Annotated in this window: 19 protein-coding genes; 18 read left to right on the plus strand and 1 reads right to left on the minus strand. The window is 36.7% G+C overall.

Annotated features, from left to right (window positions below; genetic code table 11):
• Nucleotides 1-506: 506 nt before the first annotated feature.
• The 16 genes from FR7_RS03830 (at nucleotide 507) to FR7_RS03900 (ending at nucleotide 16018) form a co-directional block, all read left to right on the plus strand.
• A complete protein-coding gene (locus FR7_RS03830) occupies nucleotides 507-1811 on the plus strand; it encodes a UFO1_4202 family uranium-binding S-layer protein (RefSeq protein ID WP_007952103.1) in 1305 nt (434 codons plus the stop codon).
• Between the two features lie 198 nt (nucleotides 1812-2009).
• Entirely contained in the window at nucleotides 2010-2441 is a 432-nt protein-coding gene (locus FR7_RS03835; protein WP_007939040.1) for a hypothetical protein, read from the plus strand.
• A gap of 258 nt (nucleotides 2442-2699) precedes the next feature.
• Nucleotides 2700-3617, plus strand: a complete 918-nt coding sequence (locus tag FR7_RS03840; protein WP_007952109.1) for a hypothetical protein — start codon at nucleotides 2700-2702, stop codon at nucleotides 3615-3617.
• 275 nt (nucleotides 3618-3892) lie between these two features.
• Nucleotides 3893-5311 (plus strand): LPS-assembly protein LptD, encoded by a 1419-nt coding sequence (locus FR7_RS03845; protein ID WP_007952111.1) that lies wholly within the window; start codon nucleotides 3893-3895, stop codon nucleotides 5309-5311.
• Between the two features lie 23 nt (nucleotides 5312-5334).
• The gene (locus FR7_RS03850; protein ID WP_007952112.1) at nucleotides 5335-6333 is read left to right on the plus strand and encodes a bifunctional heptose 7-phosphate kinase/heptose 1-phosphate adenyltransferase; all 999 of its coding nucleotides are present in this window, start codon (nucleotides 5335-5337) and stop codon (nucleotides 6331-6333) included.
• A 110-nt stretch (nucleotides 6334-6443) separates the two neighbouring features.
• Entirely contained in the window at nucleotides 6444-6908 is a 465-nt protein-coding gene (rfaE2, locus tag FR7_RS03855; RefSeq protein ID WP_007952113.1) for a D-glycero-beta-D-manno-heptose 1-phosphate adenylyltransferase, read from the plus strand.
• A gap of 60 nt (nucleotides 6909-6968) precedes the next feature.
• Entirely contained in the window at nucleotides 6969-7364 is a 396-nt protein-coding gene (locus FR7_RS03860) for a GxxExxY protein (RefSeq protein ID WP_007952114.1), read from the plus strand.
• A 66-nt stretch (nucleotides 7365-7430) separates the two neighbouring features.
• Complete coding sequence (gene waaF / locus FR7_RS03865) at nucleotides 7431-8453, plus strand: lipopolysaccharide heptosyltransferase II (RefSeq protein WP_007952115.1); 1023 nt, start codon at nucleotides 7431-7433, stop codon at nucleotides 8451-8453.
• Between the two features lie 18 nt (nucleotides 8454-8471).
• Nucleotides 8472-9608, plus strand: coding sequence for a glycosyltransferase (locus FR7_RS03870; protein ID WP_007952116.1), 1137 nt, complete (start codon nucleotides 8472-8474; stop codon nucleotides 9606-9608).
• Nucleotides 9586-10560 carry a glycosyltransferase family 9 protein gene (locus tag FR7_RS03875; RefSeq protein ID WP_007952117.1) on the plus strand — a complete coding sequence of 325 codons (975 nt, stop codon included), beginning with the start codon at nucleotides 9586-9588 and terminating at the stop codon, nucleotides 10558-10560. Before FR7_RS03870 ends, FR7_RS03875 begins: the two co-directional genes overlap by 23 nt.
• Entirely contained in the window at nucleotides 10560-10712 is a 153-nt protein-coding gene (locus FR7_RS23455) for a glycosyltransferase family 4 protein (protein ID WP_139181559.1), read from the plus strand. The genes FR7_RS03875 and FR7_RS23455 overlap by 1 nt, the downstream gene beginning before the upstream one ends.
• The gene (locus tag FR7_RS03880; RefSeq protein WP_082918268.1) at nucleotides 10685-11650 is read left to right on the plus strand and encodes a glycosyltransferase family 4 protein; all 966 of its coding nucleotides are present in this window, start codon (nucleotides 10685-10687) and stop codon (nucleotides 11648-11650) included. The genes FR7_RS23455 and FR7_RS03880 overlap by 28 nt, the downstream gene beginning before the upstream one ends.
• Nucleotides 11651-11682: 32 nt before the next feature.
• On the plus strand, nucleotides 11683-12729 hold the full coding sequence (locus FR7_RS03885; RefSeq protein WP_007952119.1) for a glycosyltransferase: 1047 nt from the start codon (nucleotides 11683-11685) through the stop codon (nucleotides 12727-12729).
• Between the two features lie 11 nt (nucleotides 12730-12740).
• Nucleotides 12741-13934, plus strand: coding sequence for an O-antigen ligase family protein (locus FR7_RS03890; RefSeq protein ID WP_007952121.1), 1194 nt, complete (start codon nucleotides 12741-12743; stop codon nucleotides 13932-13934).
• A gap of 7 nt (nucleotides 13935-13941) precedes the next feature.
• On the plus strand, nucleotides 13942-14853 hold the full coding sequence (locus tag FR7_RS03895) for a WlaTC/HtrL family glycosyltransferase (RefSeq protein WP_007952124.1): 912 nt from the start codon (nucleotides 13942-13944) through the stop codon (nucleotides 14851-14853).
• A 271-nt stretch (nucleotides 14854-15124) separates the two neighbouring features.
• A complete protein-coding gene (locus FR7_RS03900) occupies nucleotides 15125-16018 on the plus strand; it encodes a radical SAM/SPASM domain-containing protein (protein WP_007952125.1) in 894 nt (297 codons plus the stop codon).
• A 17-nt stretch (nucleotides 16019-16035) separates the two neighbouring features.
• Here the strand turns inward: FR7_RS03900 and FR7_RS03905 are convergent, their stop codons facing one another.
• A complete protein-coding gene (locus tag FR7_RS03905) occupies nucleotides 16036-16926 on the minus strand; it encodes a polysaccharide deacetylase family protein (protein WP_007952126.1) in 891 nt (296 codons plus the stop codon).
• Between the two features lie 355 nt (nucleotides 16927-17281).
• On the opposite strand from FR7_RS03905, the gene FR7_RS03910 reads away from it, so the two are divergent.
• Together FR7_RS03910 and FR7_RS03915 are read left to right on the plus strand one after the other, a co-directional pair.
• The gene (locus FR7_RS03910) at nucleotides 17282-19165 is read left to right on the plus strand and encodes a polysaccharide biosynthesis protein (protein WP_237769493.1); all 1884 of its coding nucleotides are present in this window, start codon (nucleotides 17282-17284) and stop codon (nucleotides 19163-19165) included.
• 24 nt (nucleotides 19166-19189) lie between these two features.
• Nucleotides 19190-19771 (plus strand): sugar transferase, encoded by a 582-nt coding sequence (locus FR7_RS03915; RefSeq protein WP_007952128.1) that lies wholly within the window; start codon nucleotides 19190-19192, stop codon nucleotides 19769-19771.
• Nucleotide 19772 lies beyond the last annotated feature (1 nt).

The following is a 19772-nucleotide window of genomic DNA, read 5'->3' on the forward strand; positions in this document are numbered from 1 at the left end:
ACTCAATAGCAAAAGCCGCTAACTTTTCGTTAGCGGCTTTTTTGTTGCTAATCCTAGGTAATTATTTGTTTTATATAAGATATATTCCAATCATATTTAGAGTAGTAAAAGGTCCATCGCTCATTTAGTTGAGTAGAGGACCTTTTATTCGATTAATAGATTCTTAATTAGAGTATTTTTTGCACCGATTAAACAAAATATTAAGATTATTCAAAAAATAATTGACATATTCATAACTATTATATAAAATTGAAATGTAATAAACTGGTAGTTAAATGTTGGTGTTAGAAATATACTGTAGTAAGTAACGGGTGATTTTATTGATGGTCTTTCACTGCTTAAAACAGAGATAAAAGAAACTCTTTTATCTTGTTTAGCAGTAGTGAATAGATATGAACAATAACCTGGCAAGGATAGCCTTGAGGAAACATGGATACTCAACAATATCCTTTCTTAGGTGAAGTTCATAGTAAGACAAAAAAATAAAACCTAAGGAGAGATTTAACATGAAAAAGAAACTCGTAGCTTCCTTGGCAGCTGCAATGGTACTTAGCGTAGCTGGTACATCATTTGCTGCAACAAATCCTTTTACAGATGTTCCTGCAAAACATTGGTCCTATGATGCGGTAACAAAACTAGCTAACGCTGGTATTGTTGACGGTTATGGTGACGGAACGTTCAAAGGTGACAAAACCATCAGCCGTTATGAAATGGCTCAAATCGTTGCAAAAGCAATGGCTCATTCTGATAAAGCAACCGCAGAGCAAAAAGCTTCTATTGACAAATTATCTGTAGAATTTGCTGAAGAATTAGAAGGCTTAAACGTTCGCGTAACGAAGTTGGAAAAGAATTCTTCCACTATTAAAGTAACTGGCGAAGCTCGTTTGCGGTACGAAAACTATGATGCTGATGTTAATGGTTCTAACTCTTTAAAATTACGTACTCGTGTACACCTTAATGGTCAGATTAATGATGAATGGTCTTACTATGGTCGTTTGCAATCCGTTAATAACCTAAGAGGCGAATCCGGCGACGATAAAGTTACTATGGATAACGCATATGTAAAAGGGCAATTGCTAGGCACTACAGCTACCATTGGTCGTTTTGACTATTTCTTAAACAATGGTTTAATGATTGATAGTACATTAAATGGTGTTAACTTCGAATTAGGTAATGTTGTAAAAGCTAATGTATTCTACGGTAAAGAGAATAATACAGATGTATGGGGTAATATTCCTAATGTTACTGGCTGGGATTCCCATTTAGAAGTTACTGGTTTAGGTTTGAATTATGCAACTTCAAAGTCTACAAACCTGAATGGAGGTTTCTATCAGTTCAAAGATAAAAATGATCCGCTTGGACCATTTGGCGATGATACAATTAAAGTTTGGGAAGCTGGTTTTACTACAAACTTAACTTCTGATTGGAAATTAAGCGGATCGTATGGTGCATCTGATGTAGATGATGAAAATAAAGCATACTATGCTGAATTTGGATATAAAGGTGCAGATAAGAAGAAAGTCGGTTCCTATGGTGCATGGGTTAATTATCGTCACTTAGAGGCTTTTGCAGCACCTAAGACGACTTTTGATGGCGCATATACTGCTTTTGGTCAAAATGGTTACGATTTGACTAGTCTTGGAGCAAGTGAGTATGGTTATGGTGCTAAAGGTTATGAAATAGGATTTAACTATACTCCAGCATTAAATACCGTTCTTCGTGTAAAATACGCTGATTTAAAACCTGTTTCAGATGGTGCTCCTACAGATAAAACTAAATTCTATCAAGCGCAAGTTGAGTTCTTCTTCTAAGAATGACTCAAGAGAAAGCTGCTAACAATTTGTTAGCAGCTTTTCATTTTGTATTCTTTTAGCGAAGGGAACCTGGGAAGTCAGAAGGTGTGTTTTGCAGAGTAACTTTCAGCAATTCCTGTCATTTCCAGCAGGAGATGCCCTGTAAAATAGCGAAGATATAATAATTCCAAATCATCTTGAAAGGTGGGGATAATCATGAAGAAAAAGTTTATCATTGGTCTCTTGGCATTCTGTATGCTATCGGTAGCGGTTGTACCCGTTACGCAAGCTGCTATTTTTGGTGATCTTTTAAAGGTAGGCGGTATTTCCATTTTGATTGATAAATTCGCGGGTCAATTAAATGGTTTTATTAATACACTGACCTTTAAACATGGTGCCGGCTCAGACTTTGCTACCAAAGTCGTTCCTATTCTCAGCTTTGGCAGTGGTGGTTACATAGGGGCAGCTCAGGTTATTGGTACGCAGGATCTGATAGACAGAACCCAAGCAGTTGTACAAATTGAGGGCGATTTTAGTGGAAAGACATTCCGCGTAAAAGCCCTAATACCAATTGACAGTAAAAACCCTGTAAACTTCTCCCGTGTCAATGGCGTAGGCGTATCAGCCATCATTGATGTGAAAATTTAAAGAGAATTGAATTTCTTGAACCACAAAGACGCAATACTGCTATTCGCAGTACACAAGGGAACGTAAACCCTTTGTGACCTTTGCGCCTTTGTGGTTCAAATTTTTTAATGATTTCTCAGCGCGCTCTGCATCTCTGCGGTTAAGCGATTCATTTGTTTTTCTTCTCTCAGAGCTAAATCCAGCAGGAAATTTTTGTAGTGATCGCGAATGAGTTATAATTAAACAGACAATACAAAACAAAAGGGGGATACACAATACATGTGGCGCAAATTTATAAGTTTAACAATACTTACATTATTTATATGTTCGAATATGGGGTTCGCTTTTGCCAACAATGTTGGGGAAAAGACAGTGCTAAACAAAGTGGCAGCAGTAGAAAGATTCTTTTATGGTACAGAAATGACAGGGGCTTTAGTAGATCGTGTTAGCACACTGGAAAAGGATATATTTGGTAAAGGGAGCTCGGATCCATTGCTAACCCAAGCAGATGCGCTGTATTCCTCGACTTTTGATAATTTTATTGATCAACCTTCCTTTCTCATTAAATTGAATGCTATTGAATGGTCTCTGACTCATACTGTGACCATACAGCCAGCTAAAAATCGGATTGAAAATCTAGAACATGTGTTAACGGGAAAGAGTACGACAGGATCACTCAATGATCGTCTCTCAAAATTGATGAATCTTGCTTATACAAATGGTGAAGTAATGATTAACAATGTAACATTGAATCAAGATAGTTTGCTAAAAATCAAACTAGTTACCCCTTTAAGTACAAGTACGAATCGTCAAGGAGATCCAGTTCTATTTGAAGCAGCCGATGATATCTATGTGGATGGACACTTGGTGATTCCAAAAGGATCTAAAGGGCAAGGACTTGTAAACAAAGTAAAAGGTGCGAAAAACTTTGGCCGCAATGCAGAGTTAGAAGTAAGCTTTGATACGATAGAGACAATTGATGGCACTACCATTAATACTCTATTAGGAGATAAAGCCAAAGAAGAAAATAAGTCCTTAGTCACAGCTGCAGGGGCATCCTTGGCAGGTATGGTGATCTTAGGACCTGTTGGCATTGTTGGCGGAGCTTTCGTACATGGTAAAGACGTAAATATTCCAGCTGGTGTCGAAATGTATGTTCAGATCAAAGAAGATACCAATGCTTATGGTATACAATAAGAAATAGGTTTATTTTTACAAAAGCCGTCAAAAGACGGCTTTTTCTACATATTGCCGTATGGAGTTATACAGGAAAAGTGGTATAATAATAGAATAAAATTAGATTAACACTATCTATCTTTTCTCTGTGTCTCAAATAGAGATATTTAGTATTTGTAGGTGGAAAAAGATAAGATTAAAGGAAAACAAAAATAAAACCCTTTGCGTCTTTGTGTTTCGATTCTTTTTGCATGTTTTAATCTTGATAGGTAAATATTTTTCGATAGGAGAAAGTAATGCAAATAAAGAAATTAATGGTTTGTGCATCTGTATTGATGCTAGTTTCTAATGCTTCCATGATAGGACAAGCTGCCAATAAAGAAAATAATGAGACAGCTAAAACGAAGGCTAATTCTCAACAAAGTGTTGAAACTAAAGTGGAGAAAAAAGCTCCAATTGTAATTGAAGCTGATAATCTATCATTTAGTGAAGAAACTGGTGATGTTTTTGCTGAAGGTAATGTAGTTGTCAAACAAAATACAGATGTTATTTTAACTGATTTTATGCGTGGTAATAATAAGACGACTGAAGTATGGATTGATGGTGAAGCAACCTTGCAGCAGCCGGGAACAGAGTTGATAGGGACTGGTACCCATTACAACTATACCACTCGCCTGGGCAATATGCATGATGTAAAAGGTTTAGTAGGTAAAGAACATATTACAAGTAATAATTTGGAATTCTATCCAGAAAAGTTGGTAACTCACCAGTCCACAGCAACAAAATGTCCAGCGATAGTGCCTGATTATCACATGAGTGCTGATAGAATTGAGATTTGGCCTGAAGATAAAATGATTGCTTATAACGCTAAATTTTGGATTGGAAAAACGGTTATATATTCTATGCCTAAATACCAAACATCCTTAAAAAAAGGTGAATCGCAAAGTGCTTTTCCAAGAATTGGTTATCATTCGGGAGATGGCTTGACAATTTCGCAGCATTTAGAATATCCAATCGAGAATAATTTAACAGCTTTTGCTGATTTGGATTATTATTCTAAACATGGTCTTAAACCCTCCTATGGTTTTATTAGCAAACAAAAAGGGTACAGCTTAAAATTGTATTCAAGTTATGAAGAAAATAGTGACGATGAATGGATCAAGAAAGAGCCGGAGCTTCTTTTCACGTTAGATCCTATAAAATCCGGTAAAGTAACAGGCTACTTTACCGCTAGCGCAGGTAAGTGGAAAGAAGGAGATATTTCAGGCTGGCGGCAAGATCTTAAGATGCACGTAAATCGCAATCCAATTCAGCTTAGTAAAGTAGTTACCTTAAACGTTGGTGTAGGTTATGAGAAAGTATATTATGGTTATGATAAATCATCCAATAATATATGGAGCTTTAATACCAATCTAACTGCAAAGCCTAATGACAGATTAGAAACCTGGTTAGGATATGCTTATTATGATCAATCGGGTACGTCTGTATATGAGTATGATAAAATTGATAATGATCGTGTACTATATACCGGATTTATGTACAAAGTGGATAAAATGAATTCTTTTGGTGTGAAAATGGAATATGATCTTGATCATAGTAAGGTTGAAGACGTAGACTATACTTGGCGCAGAAACTTACATTGCTGGGAAGCGGACATTACCTACCGTGAAAAACGCAGCCAAGTAAATGTTAAACTTTCGACTATTGCATGGTAAGAGAATAAAGGGGTTAATTTGTTTTGAAAGAATCTCTACTAACTATTATAGAAAAAATACAAAAATGTAACATTATGGTCATCGGCGATATCGTTGCTGATGTATATCTAGAAGGAAAAATTTCTCGCATATCCCGTGAAGCTCCTGTATTAATATTAGAGCATGCAGAAGAGAGAGTGGTACCAGGCGGTGCTGCTAATGTTGTGCATAATACAGCTGCTTTGAGAGGAAAAGTGCTTGCAGTAGGGGTTATAGGCACTGATTATGCAGGACAGGAATTAACTAGAATACTATCAGATAAAGATGCAAATACGGCTGGTTTAATAATGGATACCAGCCGCCCAACAATTACTAAGACTCGTATTATGGCAGGTGGTCAGGCAACTGTTCGTCAACAGATCGTACGTATTGATAAAGAAAAGAAAGAAGCTTTAAGCCTACAAATTGAGAAAGACGTAAAGGCATATATATCGGCACATATTGCCGATATGCATGGTGTGGTGCTGAGTGATTATGGTAGCCATACGGTTACAACAGACATCTTGCATTATGTAATTCAAACGTGCCAGGATAAAAATATCCCTTGTATTGTCGATTCAAGGTATAATATAATGGAATATAGTGGAATTCAAGTTGTCAAACAAAATGAATCAGAGGCAGCTGCGGCAGTTGGGTATGAGATTACAGATGAAATCACACTACTGTCTGCTGGTAAGACTATTTTAGAACATTTGGATGCCAAGGCTGTTCTTATCAGCCGTGGGCCAGATGGTATGACTTTATTTGAAAAGACAGGTACCGTTACGCATATACCTGTGACTAACAAAAGTGAGGTATACGATGTCACTGGAGCAGGAGACACCGTGGTAGCCACCATGATTCTGGCATTAGCAGCAGGAGCATCTTATGAAGATGCGGCCCGCTTGTCCAATTTCGCGGCAGGAATTGTAGTAAAAAAACCAGGTACAGCAACCACAACCCCAGAAGAACTCCGCCAAGCCATCGGCGAACATTTCGAGTGAAAAAGATAAGATTTTATGAACCACAAAGGCACAATGCCGCATAAAACCCTTAGTGTCCTTTGCGCCTTTGTGGTTCAAATTCTTTTGATATTTTTAAAAGCAGGTGCAATATGAAAATAGTAGATACTAACCATATAAAGACTATAGCTGAACAACTGAAAGCCGCTGGTAAGACAATTGTGTTTACCAACGGCTGTTTTGACATTCTTCATGTGGGCCATGTTCGATATCTCAATGCAGCCAGGGAGCTAGGGGACTGTTTGATACTAGGTCTCAACAGTGACCAATCTGTGCGCGCCCTCAAAGGTCCAACCCGCCCAATTAATACCCAAGATGACCGAGCCGAAGTCCTATCGGCTCTTTCTGCTGTTGACTATGTAGTGATCTTTAATGAATCTACAGCGGAAAATCTAATATCGCAAATCAAGCCCTCCATCTACGTCAAAGGCGGCGACTACAATATCAAAGACCTCCCCGAATCCTCCATCGTCTCCCACCACGGCGGCCAAACCATCCTCATCCCCGAAGTAATCGGCAAATCATCAAGTAATATAATAAAAAAAATGCAGAAGTAAAACAGTACGAACCGCGAAGACGCAAAACCGCTAGCGCGGTACACGAAGGGAGCATAAGATATGGATTGGCGTGGGAGTTTAGATGATGATATAGAAAGGCTAGCCAGTCAAATGATTGGCTCAGCTATTGAAGTTCATCGAATTCTAGGACCTGGCTATATTGAACATGTCTATGAAGAAGCTTTAGCAAGGGAATTACATTTAAGAACGATCCCTTTTGAGCGGCAAAAAATAATTGATATTAGATATAAGGGCTTTCCAATAGGTGAGGGTAGGTTGGATTTATTAATTGATCAAAGAATAATAGTAGAATTAAAATCTGTAGAAAATCTATTGCCTATCCATAATGTTCAAGTGCATTCTTATCTAAAAGCTACAGGACTACAATTAGGCTTACTCATCAACTTCAATGTGCCTCTTTTACGTGATGGCATTAAACGAATAATCTTAACATAAAAACCTTCGTGTATCTTCGTACCTTCGCATCTTCGCGGTTCAAATCTTTTATCCGAGGTATCTTACATGACTTACAAAAACATTCTTATTGTAAAACTTAGTGCCATTGGTGATGTCATTCATGCCTTGCCTGTGGCGCATGCTTTGAAGCAGACTTACCCTGATGCCCGTATCACTTGGGTAGTGGAGAAGCCAGCCTATGATCTTTTAACCAACAATCCTGATATCGATGAAATTATCATCTTCGATAAACCAAAATTCAAATCCCTAACAGGTTTGCTATCAAATGGTTATGCATTCTCCAAACTACTCAAATCCTATAAGTTTGATCTAGCCATTGACCTGCAAGGGCTATTCAAAAGCGCAGCTATTTCCTATCTGAGTGGCGCACCCAAGCGTTTAGTCTATTGCAATGCGCGAGAGCTAAGTGACAAAATTGGTCAGCGAATTTGCGGTAATCATGAGAATGGTCATATAGTAGACCGATACCTCGATGTTGCACAGCACCTTGGATGCAAAATCGATCAAGTTCAATTTCCGATGAACATCACAGAACGAGAAACTCAAAAAGCAGAGGCAATAGCGAATCATGCAGGATTACGACTGGAAAATCCCTATGTCACCCTTGCGCCAGGCACGAATTGGCCTTCCAAGTGCTGGCCAACGACTCATTTTGCCAAATTGGCAGATCATCTTTATGATAATAATATGATTCCAGTGCTAATTGGTGGACCCAATGATAAGCATTTAACGGAAGAAATTATTGCGAATACCAAAATACCACCAATTGATCTTACAGGCAAGACATCTTTGAAGCAATTATCTTATATTATAAAAAACGCAAAGGCCTTTGTGGGCGGTGATACAGGACCTATGCATTTAGCCGCAGCCGTTGGTGCGAAAATAGTGACGATATTTGGACCTACTGACCCTAAGCGCAATGGACCTTACGGAGACAAACATCGTATTTTAACACCGGATGTACCCTGTATCTGCTGCTGGAAACGAAAATGTACAAATACGCCAATGTGTCTTGAAACAGTAAAACCAGAGGTAGTGTTTCAGGCGATTGAAGATAATGTGAAATGAAGGTAGGGAGCTAATACGTTGAACATTTTAATTTTGTTTTCTCAGCCATGGCGAGTAGGTGGTGCTGAAACTCATGTGGAAGCTCTTATAAAAGGTTTAGCAGATCATAAGATCATTCTCGCAGTAAATCGCGGCAGCAATAACGAAAAACTGCAAAAAATCAGGCAAGAATATGAAAATATAGAAATTATAGAAGTGCAAGCACGGGGAATTAATATTTTTCAGTGGATTATGGATTTATACAAATTAGCCGGCATTATCAAAAATAAACAAATTCAAATCATTAGTGCTCAGCAAAGAACGGCTGGAATCTGGGCATGTTTTTTAAATAAGTTTACAAATGTGCCATTTATCGTAACAATGCACGATCCTTGGCATCGAGCTTTATGTAAACAAATCTATTCAAATATATTCCCAATTATGATTGTTGTGAGCCAAAGTTTGAATAATTTATTAATGGATAAATTTGGATTTAAAGCTGAACAAATACACTTTGTAAATAATGGTATAGACTTTGACTTATTTGTACCCCAAGATAAGATTCTGGCTCGAAATATACTGGGCTTATCAAAAACAGATGAAATAATTTTGCATGTAAGCCGTTTAAGTAATGTGAAGGGGGCAGTATCCTTAGCGCTAATTGATAGTATGTATCGTGTAGTATCTCAACGAGGTCTAAGTAAGCTTATTATTATTGGAGAAGGACCATTGCGGGCAGAACTTGAGCAAAAAGTAGAAACGTTCAATCAAAAATATGGGAATGTCATTGAAATAAAAGATTTTGTAAATAACATTTCAGACTGGTATAACGCATCTGATGTGATTGTTGGTGAAGGTCGTGTTGCAATTGAAGCCATTGCCTGTGGGAGACCAGTAGTGGCTATTCGTAATGGGAAACATTTTTTTGGTATCGTTGATGACGAGAATATTTCCATGGCAACGGAAGTAAATTTTGATGGGATTACTTATCAAGTTACTCCGGAGCAGGTTGCAAAGGAAATTGATAAAGCATTTCAAGCGACAAGGATACAGGCAGAAAAGATTAGTCGGTATATTCGTGAACGGCTAGGCATAGCGGAAATGGCGCAAAAATATCAGGATCTCTTTAAAAAGCGGATCAGAGGGAATGCATATGAGAAAAATTCTAGTGATTAATCGTTTGGGTATTGGTGATGTGGTCTTATCCACTCCTCTAGCCCAGGTAATTAAAGAAACAGTATCCACCCAAGTGGGATTTATGGTTGCGCAAAAGGCAGTTGATGTTGTTACCAATCATCCTTATATTGATGAGGTTTTTAGTTATCACCGTTCATCAAAAAAAATGATTCTACAGCAGATAAAAGATAAAAGTTATACAGAAGCTTTGATCTTAGATGAAAGGCTTACTTCTACGTTACTGGCTTGGCAGGCGGGATGCAAAGCTATAAACAAAGGTTTTGAAATATCAATAGGAGCCAAACGATTATTTAGTGGCAAACAGCTTAATGAACGGGCAGATCTGCATTATACAAGCTATATTAGATATTTAGATAAACATGCAGATGTTCCGGAATATTTGCCCACAATGGGCTGTATTGATACAGCAGGTGAAGAAAAAATTAATACCTGGATATATAAAAACAATGTTGCAGCAAAAAAACTTGTACTTGTTACAGCCCGGGGATTATCTGATAATAAGAATTGGCCACCAGAACATTTTACTGCACTGAATGACTATTTAAATAAACAAGGAATAGTGCCTGTTTATCTAGGGGCAAAGCAGGACGCCGATTATATAGAAAGCATTTCAGGAACAAAAATAAATGCAGCAGGGGATTTTTCATTGCGGGAAGTAGTAGTTTTAGCTAAATATGCTTCATTGTGTATAACTTTATGTACTGGTACTATGCATATTATTACTGCAGCGAATATACCGATTATCGCTTTGTATGGTCCGACATCGCCACTCAGATGGGCACCAAAACATGCTGATGTACTTCAAGCTGATTTACCTTGTGTTCCATGTGAACGTTTAGATTGCACAAATACGGTATATAAACAGTGCATGCAAATAATCACGCCACAACAGGTAATTGCTAAAATAGAGGCTGAAGGCTGGTTGAAATAATGGATAAAGAAAAACGTAAGATATTATTGGTAGTACCTCGCCTGAATATTGGTGGTGCAGAATCCTATGTGTATACTGTAGCATTGGGTTTAATGCAGCATGGTCATCATGTGGTGGTAGCCTCATGGGGGGGCAGCTGGCAAAGATGCTGACGTGTGAAGGGATCCAACATTATCTTGTCCCTATCCGTTTCAATGCATACTTGGCATCTTTCATGCTAGAGCGAATTATTAAGAAAAATAAGATTGAATTGGTACATGCTAATTCAGCTGCAGCTGGGCTAGCTTCATTATATGCTTGTCAGCGACTGGGCATACCTCTAGTGTATACTGCTCATGGGATATTTGGGAATAACGATATGGAAATGAAGCTTTCCCAAGCTGATAAGATTATCTGTGTCAGCGAATTCTTACGCAAGGTTTCTATTGAACGAGGAATTGACTCAGAAAAATTGATTACTATTTATAATGGAGTTAATACCACGAAATTTAAGGCTGATTTAGAAAAGCGATCTCAAGTTCGCAAGGAACTAGGAATTGAGAATGGAGAATTTATAGTAGGGATTGTTTCTCGGATAAAAAACATTCATGATAAAGGACATTCTGACCTACTGGACATGATGAATACGTACTCGCAAACAGCAAATTGGCGTTTATTAGTAGTTGGAAAAGGCAATGGACTTTCAACATTGAAAACTAAAATAAAGCAAATGGGGTTAAGTAAGCGGGTATTATTTGCTGGATATCAATTTGATGTACCCAAAATGATGCAAGCCGTAGATGTAGTAGTACTGCCATCCAAATTTGAAACATTTGGTTTAGTGCTTGCAGAAGCGATGGCTATGAAAAAGCCAGTTGTTGCCTATGCGGTAGGTGGAACACCTGAGGCGATAGAGGATGGGCAGACAGGATTTTTAGTACCAAAGGACAACCTTTCAACACTATTTGAAAAAATTAATAGGATATATTCGGAACCGAAGCTAGCAGAAATTATGGGTGATCAGGGTAGAGTAAAAGTACAACAGTTTTTTAATAATGAAGATATGTTAATTGAATTACTTGAGGTATATGACAGTGTCTTAATAAAATGATTTAATAAATACCATCTTTGAGGAGTGGGATTATGCCCCAAAAAACAGTATTGAATATCGTGTCTGGAGCACCGTCGGGTGCACTTAACATCGCAATAATAGTAAGTGACTACTTTAGTGGGTTTTATAATTCAAGAGTAATATTTAGAAAATATAATAAAACGAGTATCAAAAACGCCAATGTGGTGAAAGATGTTTTCATTTTTGATTATATTTTTAATTTATGCAAAAAAATTGATGAGATTAAACCAGAGCTGATTCTTGTACATGGTTATAGTACTCATTTGTGGACCAAAATAGCAGCGGCAATTAAAAAGGTCCCTTTGATACATATTGAACACAATACGGAAAAATATACATGGTTCCGACGTTGGCTGCTTCAAAAACTGGACAAATATACGCAAGTATATATCTGTGTATCAAAAGGGGTGGCGAATCATTTGATTGCACAAGGCGCAGATCCGCAAAAAGTTCGTGTAATCTATAATGGAATCGATATTGAAAAATTTCAGGTTGAAAAACAACTGCAAACCCAATTTACGATTGGCATGACCGCCCGGTTTTCTAAGCAAAAGGATCAACTTACCTTAATAAAAGCCGTAGAATTTTTAATATTTAAGAAGAAGCTGCCAATAAAACTTGTTTTGCAAGGTGATGGCAAACAAAAGGCCAAGTGTGAAGAATATGTACACAGAAAAAAAATAGAAAAATACGTGCATTTTGAAACCGGGAAATTAGTAGAATTATTGCCACGGCTCAATTTATTTGTATTGTCTACATTTTATGAGGGACTTCCTTTGGTTGTTTTTGAAGCAATGGCCGCAAAGGTACAAGTAATAGCTTCTAGGGTACCAGGGGTTGATGAAATTATTGAGCATGGGCATGATGGCTATTTAGTATCACCTAACAAATATATGGATTTGAGCGAAACGATTGAAGAATGTTATCATCAACAGCAAGAGGATGAACAAAGTTATAACAATATGATAAATAATGCCTATCAAAAAGTGAATCGGTTATTTTCAGTTGAAATCATGTGTGAACAATATTACAGTGTATCTAAAGAATTTATAAGGTAGGAGAAAAAATCTTGAATATTATAACAATATTATTTATGTTATTTGCCGTTATGATGCCTTTATCTAAGAGTATAGCTAACGCTTTTATGATCGTAGCAGTTATTGTTACCATATGGGCAATTACCAAATATAAGAGTGATCACTATCTGCAAGGATTTTTACTGCAGCCATTTATAAAACCCATATTTATATTTTTGGGCTGTGTTTTAATAACAATCCCCTTTTCCTCCAATATATTGATAAGTCTAAGGGAATACTATCACCTTATAGGGGATATGGTATCATTTTTTGCATTTATTTTTTTAATGACTATTCGTACCAATTATGCAATTTCCACTAAGCATATTATTCATAGTTTTTTTGTCGGGCTATTTTTTTCCTGTGTGTATCTGTTCTACCAATGCTATGTTACAAAAGAAATTGGCTTAAGCGGGTTATATGGCAATCGTGCGTTTTTAGGATTTATATTAGAAGTGGGAATTCCTTTAGTATTAAGCATGGCGCTGGCAGCAAAGTCGATAAAGGATCGACTTATATATGGAATCCTATTTTTCATATATACAATTGCAATTTTGTTGACACATGCGCGGGGACCGTGGTTGGGTACTTTGGTTGGTGTCGCTGTAGTCTTCTATTTATACCGCAATATATTTAGTAAGAAAATGATTGTAGCAGCACTTATTGGAATTTCCTTGTTAGCAGTCTTAACAGCTCCCTTTTATTGGGAAAGAGGCAAGACATTATTTGATATTCATCATATTACTAATGCACAAAGAATACATATATGGCAGTATACGTCACAAATGATTAAAGACCATCCTCTAACTGGAATAGGTCTTGGACAATACCCAGTTACGTATCCGACTTATATTGATTCTAATGAAAATTTAATTAGAGAAACTCCCCATGCGCATAATAGTTATTTAATGATATTTGCTGAGGCTGGAATACTAGGGTTTTTGGCATTTATAAATTTATTGGTATTTATTGGGCTAAGGCTAAGAGTGATATTGCTGCAATATGCTTGCAAAGATTGCGCAGTTGGATTCATTGGCATATTTTCAGCGATATTAATCACTTCGGCTGTTGACAATGCATTTTTCTCAGCCTATATTAGTAAAATGTTCTGGTTAATATTAGGCATATTAGTTTACTCTGCAGAAAATGAGAAAAAGTTTGGTGAATATACAACAACATTGGAGTGAATCATTTGTGGAAGAGCTTACTATCGTTACGGCATTTTTTGATATTGGTCGAGAAAAGTGGACTGGTTTCGAACGCGATAACAGCAAATATGTAGAATTTTTCAAGTTTTGGGCAAGAATGAAAAATAAGCTTGTGGTTTATACCGATTCAAAAACTGCTCAACAGGTTATAGAAATCCGGGATTCATTTGGGTTAAAAGACCGTACTCATGTCATCTGCATTGATGAAGTTACAAGCATAGCTCCGGATGTATATCAAGCAATAGAACGCGTGCTGCTAAATCAAGCAGCAGTCAAGTTTAGACGCAAGCCGAAATATCCGGAGTCATGCAACCCATTATATAACTATATCATGTATTTGAAGTCCCATCTGATTACAGATGCAATTCAACGTGGTTTGGCTGATGGAATGATTACCTGGATGGACTTTGGTTACAATCATGGCGGTGCATTTTATACAAATCCTCAAGAATTTGATTTTTTATGGAAGTATGATTTTTCGCCGAAAGTTCATCTGTTTGCTGTTGAACCCTTGGATACAATGCCAGTCTTTGAGATTGTCAGAACGATGAGGATATACTTTGCTGGCGGCATTATTGTTTCCCCAGCTTTCCTTTGGCCCCAGCTCCTGGATTTGGTTCGCAATGCTCTGTTTAGTTTGGCCAATTGCGGTCTAGCTGATGATGATCAAACATTGCTGATTATGGCGTATCGCGCCGATCCTGATTTGTTTGAAATTCATTCGATTGATGATTTCTTTTGCCCGCTGATGGATTGCGGAGCATCTCATTTGACTTTTCAATTTAGACAGTCTAAGCGAACTCGTTTGGAAGCAAGAAAATTTTTGCAAATGGGACAGTATTGGAAAGGGATTCAAGGCTATTTCAGATATGGTGTGGAAAAACTGCAATCCCGATAGGTAATAGAGCGATTTCAGATTTTTCTTCCTTATATTTGACCGCGCTATTCGCTGTCATAATAAGTATGATAGGAAAATAATCAGGGCTAAAAAAGAGGAGTGCTGCTTTACGTTTTTTAACGTAAAGCAGCACTCCTCTCCAGAGAAAAACAGTAAAGCTTCGATGGAAATTCTGCCAAATTAAAGTGGTAAAATATGGTCAATAACAATTTTTAGTGATACAATTATACGAGTATCAAAGGAATATCAAAGAATCGGGAGATGCAAAACTATGCTAATCAATTATGAAAATATAGTGAAATACTATGTAAAGGCACATTTACCAGGTCTCTTTAATCTGTATAATGATCGTAAAAAGAAAAAATACAAAATGCATATAGAAAGAATTATTGCAGAGCGCGAAGCTTTCTATAAGTGCAATGGTTCCTACCCTTTATTTGATACTATTGAAATTGAAACGCATAATCGATGTAACAGTACGTGCTCATTCTGTCCAGTGAACAAAAATGATGATACTCGTGAATATAGGAAAATGAGTATAGAACTATTTACAAGCATTATTGAACAATTAGAAAACCTAAATTATCATGGTACAGTAGGCTTATATTCGAACAACGAGCCATTACTAGATGAAAGATTAGTAGACCTAGCACGGATTGCGAAGCAGCATTTACCCAATGCAACCATTCAAATCTATACCAATGGTACATTGCTAACCGTGGAAATGTTTATGAATCTTATGCAGCATTTAGATCGTATGTATATCGATAATTATAACGATAAATTAAGGCTCATTAAACCCGTTCAGTCAGTACATGATTATTGTGTAAAAAATAAAGTATATCTTGATAAAGTACGGATTCGCCTGCGAAAATTACACGATGTGCTTAGTACTAGAGGGGGACAAGCTCCGAATCGTAAGGAGGAGCAAATTCAATCTTTAGATGTGTCCTGTTTATTGCCTTTTAGGCAATTGATAGTACGACCTGATGGGAAAATAAGTTTTTGCTGCAATGATGCATTAGGGAAGCATACATTAGGTGATTTAGCAGTTCAGAGTGTCGAAGAAGTATGGAATGGAGAAATCTATACCAATATACGTAAAAATATTATACAAAGTCGTTCTTTATTACCTCTTTGTAAAGGTTGTGATTCTTTATTGTAGAGTAACAATCAGTTATGCTATCTATCTTTTCTCTCTGTCTTTGTGGTTCGATTCGTTTTATATGATTTTAAAAATATGTGGTTTTTTTCGTATTGCCTTTTCAGCAGATTTCGGTATTGTTTTATTCGGTATTCCAAAATTCTCATTCCAATGAAAAGCATATGTAGTGAAGAAACTTTAAAAGCAAATTCCCATAAGGGTTGGCGTGAAGAAATAACTACTCGTTTTAAAGATAATAAATCTCTTTCCCAAAAGTGAGTGTCCTTAAAAATACCTAAAGCGGCTTTATACCCCACCTGATCAGCCATTATTTTTACCCTATCGTCGAAATCTCCATAAGGATAGCATAAAAATTCAATGGGGATATGTAGCTGCTCTTCTAGAGTACTCTTACAGTTTATTAGTTCATGGAGAATTTCTTCGTTATCCAGTTTAGATAAAAATGGATGATTGGCAGTGTGGGCACAAATTGACATTCCTTGCTTTAGCCACTCTTGGAGTTGACTCAAGTCCATCGTTCGGCAATGGGGTTTATCTTTATATTGTTCCCAACCATTCTCTTTTCCGATCCAATTGCTAATGACACATACTGTGGCAGTCATGCCATATTTTTTTAATAATGGTAAAGCATTAATAAGATTATCCTCATAGCCATCATCGAATGTGAGAAGAATCGATTTTGATGGAAGCGGTGAGTTATTGGTGAAATGATAATAAAGATCTTGTAATGAAATAGTTGTATAACCATGTTTTTTTAAATACTGTAGCTGCTGTTCAAACATGAGGGGAGAGACGGTATTACGATCGTTCGGTATAAGAGCAATTCGATGGTACATTAAGATAGGAACTTCTTTTTTTAGATGCTGATAAATGAAAAATAATAGTATTATAATAAATAAGATAAACATAAATAGAAATCCTTTCTGTTTTGATATATTTTATTTTATCATTAGTTTAGTTTTATGTAAAAGAAGCATTTACGTGTATTGGACATTGACGATCCCAATGACTATTAAGAAAGAAAAAACAAAAAGTTTGTAATTGTCAATTCAATCATGTTATGGACTTGTGTTGTAATTATTATACATATCGAGGTATAATAAGACCTAGATAGTAAAAATTACTGTCTAGGTTTCTGTCTTTTTTTGCAGGGACTTGTATTTTTTTGATGAAATTAACAGTTAGGTAGATTTTTAAAAGAATAGGTGAAGAAAGTGCGGTGATTTTGTGCAACAAAATATTAAATTAGCCTTTTTAGTTTTTATGGATTTATGCATAGTATCTATATCGCCATACTTATCCTTATATCTTCGTTTAGATGGTGCATTCAGTAGTCATTTTTATTTTAATTTATTTAATATAATACCTGCAATTGTTGTTATAAGGCTTGCTACTTTTTATATTTTTGGTTTATACAAGAGATTGTGGCGGTATGCAAGTATTAATGAAGTATTGGTAATTGTTAGTGCGGTTACAGTAAGTTCAATCTTGATTGCTGGTTATATCTATGCAGTAAGCGCACCCTTGCCGAAGAGTATTCATTTTTTGGACTGGTTCTGTACAATCCTATTTATCGGCACCAGCAGATTTTGTGTGCGTTTAGTACATTATTGGCGTAAGCATAAAAATAAAAATTGTTGTGTAAATGTATTGATTGTAGGTGCTGGTGATGCTGGAGCAATGATTGCAAGAGAACTGCAGCAACGGTATTATGCAAGTAAAAATTTAATCGGTTTTGTTGACGATGATCAGTATAAACATCGTCAAAGGTTATTTGGAGTAAAAGTATTGGGTGTATGTAAAGATATCTCAAGCATTGTAGACAGATATCAGGTTGATGAAATTATCATTGCTATGCCATCTCTTGAAGGCAGAGTATTACGTAAAATTATAAATGAATGTAAGGCCACAAAATGCTCGGTCAAAACCCTGCCTGGAATGTATGAATTAATTGATGGCAAGGTAAGTGTGCAGCAGTTGCGCAATATTGATCTAGAAGATTTATTACGGAGAGACCCTGTGAAACTTGATTTAGAGGAAATTGCTTCTTATTTATCTGGCAAACGTGTTTTAGTTACAGGAGCCGGGGGTTCCATTGGTTCAGAGCTTTGTCGACAGATTGCTAATATGTCACCGAAAACACTTACTCTATTAGGAAAAGGTGAAAATAGCATTTATGAAATTGATCGTGAGTTACAGGGGAAATATCCAGATTTGGCAATTGAAGCAATCATTGCAGATGTGCGTGATGAAAAAAGAATTGATTCTATTTTTAAGCAATGTAAGCCCCAAGTCGTTTTTCACGCTGCTGCTCATAAACATGTACCATTGATGGAGGCACAACCTTCAGAAGCCGTTCGTAATAATATTTTCGGAACAAAGGCAGTAGCAGAGGCAGCTGATCGTTTCGGTGCAGAAATATTTGTGATGATTTCAACTGATAAAGCGGTGAATCCGACAAGCGTTATGGGTGCTACAAAAAGGATGGCTGAACTGGTCATTCAAAATATAAGTAAAACTAGCTATACCAAATTTGTTGCTGTACGGTTTGGTAACGTTCTTGGCAGTCGCGGTAGTGTGATTCCTTTATTTAAGAAGCAAATCGCCCAAGGTGGACCTATTACCATTACTCATCCTGACATGGAACGTTACTTTATGACAATACCAGAAGCATCACAGTTAGTATTACAGGCAGGTGCTTTAGCGAAAGGTGGAGAGGTATTTGTTTTGGATATGGGAGAACCCGTAAAGATTGTAGATATGGCATCTGACTTAATTCAATTATCTGGCCTAGTTCCAAATAAAGATATCAAAATACAATTTAGCGGTCTACGTCCGGGGGAAAAATTATTTGAAGAGTTGCTCACTGCAGAAGAAGGCACAACCTCGACAAAACATCAAAAAATTTTTGTAGCTAATTTAAGAAAGGTAGATGAGCAAAAGCTATATCATGGATTGACAATGCTCAAAAATGAGACAAGAGCTGATCAAGTGATTACAATATTGATGAATCTCATACCAACTTATAAAAGCGCTAGATTGCAATTTTGCTCTTCTACTGAAAAAAAAGAAATTGAAGTGGTGAAAAGCTACTACGATACAGGTGAACAATGGCGCCAGCCCGTAGCTAATGAAGGAAATTTATAGATCATATCTTTAGTTGGAGGTTGTATGATTAAAAGAACAGTAGATATTATATTTTCTTTAATTGCTATTACGATATTAATGCCATTTTTGGTAGTAGTCGCAATATGGGTTCGATTGGATTCACACGGACCGATTTTATTTGTCCAGCGTAGAATAGGTGTTGATGATGTAGAATTTCTGATGTACAAGTTTCGAACAATGAAAGTAGGGACTCCAGAAGTTGCAACCGATAAGCTGCAAGACAGCCAAAGTTATATAACAAAACTAGGATATTATTTGAGAAAGTATAGTGTGGATGAACTTCCTCAGTTTTTTAATGTACTTTTAGGGGATATGTCCCTAGTTGGTCCGAGGCCAGCGTTGTATAACCAATCTGATTTACGTCAAATGAGAAAATACCTGGGAATTGATAAAATTAAACCAGGGGTCACTGGATGGGCTCAAGTAAATGGAAGAGATGAAATTCTGTTAGACCAAAAAGTGCAATTGGATTCATACTATTTACAAAAACAATCATTATTCTTCGATCTGAAGATATTAATAATGACAGTGCTGAAGGTTTATTCTGGAGATGGAGTTAGCAAGACAACACCAGTACAACGTTAAA

It is taken from the genome of Pelosinus fermentans DSM 17108 (assembly GCF_000271485.2).
GTDB classification, from domain to species: domain Bacteria; phylum Bacillota; class Negativicutes; order DSM-13327; family DSM-13327; genus Pelosinus; species Pelosinus fermentans.

Coding starts and splice junctions, on each gene's coding strand:
- FR7_RS03905 (WP_007952126.1), bottom strand. CDS start 16,926: ATGTTTATCTTATTTATTATAATACTATTATTTTTCATTTATCAGCAT.
- FR7_RS23455 (WP_139181559.1), top strand. CDS start 10,560: ATGGATAAAGAAAAACGTAAGATATTATTGGTAGTACCTCGCCTGAAT.
- FR7_RS03860 (WP_007952114.1), top strand. CDS start 6,969: ATGGATTGGCGTGGGAGTTTAGATGATGATATAGAAAGGCTAGCCAGT.
- FR7_RS03910 (WP_237769493.1), top strand. CDS start 17,282: ATGGATTTATGCATAGTATCTATATCGCCATACTTATCCTTATATCTT.
- FR7_RS03845 (WP_007952111.1), top strand. CDS start 3,893: ATGCAAATAAAGAAATTAATGGTTTGTGCATCTGTATTGATGCTAGTT.
- FR7_RS03880 (WP_082918268.1), top strand. CDS start 10,685: ATGGGGGGGCAGCTGGCAAAGATGCTGACGTGTGAAGGGATCCAACAT.
- FR7_RS03875 (WP_007952117.1), top strand. CDS start 9,586: ATGAGAAAAATTCTAGTGATTAATCGTTTGGGTATTGGTGATGTGGTC.
- FR7_RS03835 (WP_007939040.1), top strand. CDS start 2,010: ATGAAGAAAAAGTTTATCATTGGTCTCTTGGCATTCTGTATGCTATCG.
- waaF (WP_007952115.1), top strand. CDS start 7,431: ATGACTTACAAAAACATTCTTATTGTAAAACTTAGTGCCATTGGTGAT.
- FR7_RS03915 (WP_007952128.1), top strand. CDS start 19,190: ATGATTAAAAGAACAGTAGATATTATATTTTCTTTAATTGCTATTACG.
- FR7_RS03885 (WP_007952119.1), top strand. CDS start 11,683: ATGCCCCAAAAAACAGTATTGAATATCGTGTCTGGAGCACCGTCGGGT.
- FR7_RS03830 (WP_007952103.1), top strand. CDS start 507: ATGAAAAAGAAACTCGTAGCTTCCTTGGCAGCTGCAATGGTACTTAGC.
- rfaE2 (WP_007952113.1), top strand. CDS start 6,444: ATGAAAATAGTAGATACTAACCATATAAAGACTATAGCTGAACAACTG.
- FR7_RS03900 (WP_007952125.1), top strand. CDS start 15,125: ATGCTAATCAATTATGAAAATATAGTGAAATACTATGTAAAGGCACAT.
- FR7_RS03840 (WP_007952109.1), top strand. CDS start 2,700: ATGTGGCGCAAATTTATAAGTTTAACAATACTTACATTATTTATATGT.